Here is a 209-nt window from a genome sequence, read left to right on the forward strand (position 1 = left end):
CGGGACGATGGCCGCAATGACGCCGAGTATTACGCCTACAGCCAGGGCGAGCGGGTGTTCAAACGCCACGAATGGTATGGCGAAAACATCTTGCACTTTCATCAGGTGCACTACCTGCCGGGTCTGGAAATCCGCAGCAAGGACAACGGCGAAGAACTGCACATCATCCAGCTGGGCAATGCGCGCTGCCTGCATTGGGTTTCGCCACC

The 209-nt window shown here is 58.4% G+C and carries 1 protein-coding gene; it reads left to right on the forward strand.

What is annotated here, in order from left to right; translation table 11 throughout:
• A partial coding sequence (locus ACM6IV_RS19620) for a hypothetical protein (protein ID WP_414871268.1) occupies positions 1-209 on the forward strand: 209 nt, incomplete at both ends.

The organism is Pseudomonas sp. IT-347P, from assembly GCF_949768005.1.
Lineage (GTDB): Bacteria > Pseudomonadota > Gammaproteobacteria > Pseudomonadales > Pseudomonadaceae > Aquipseudomonas.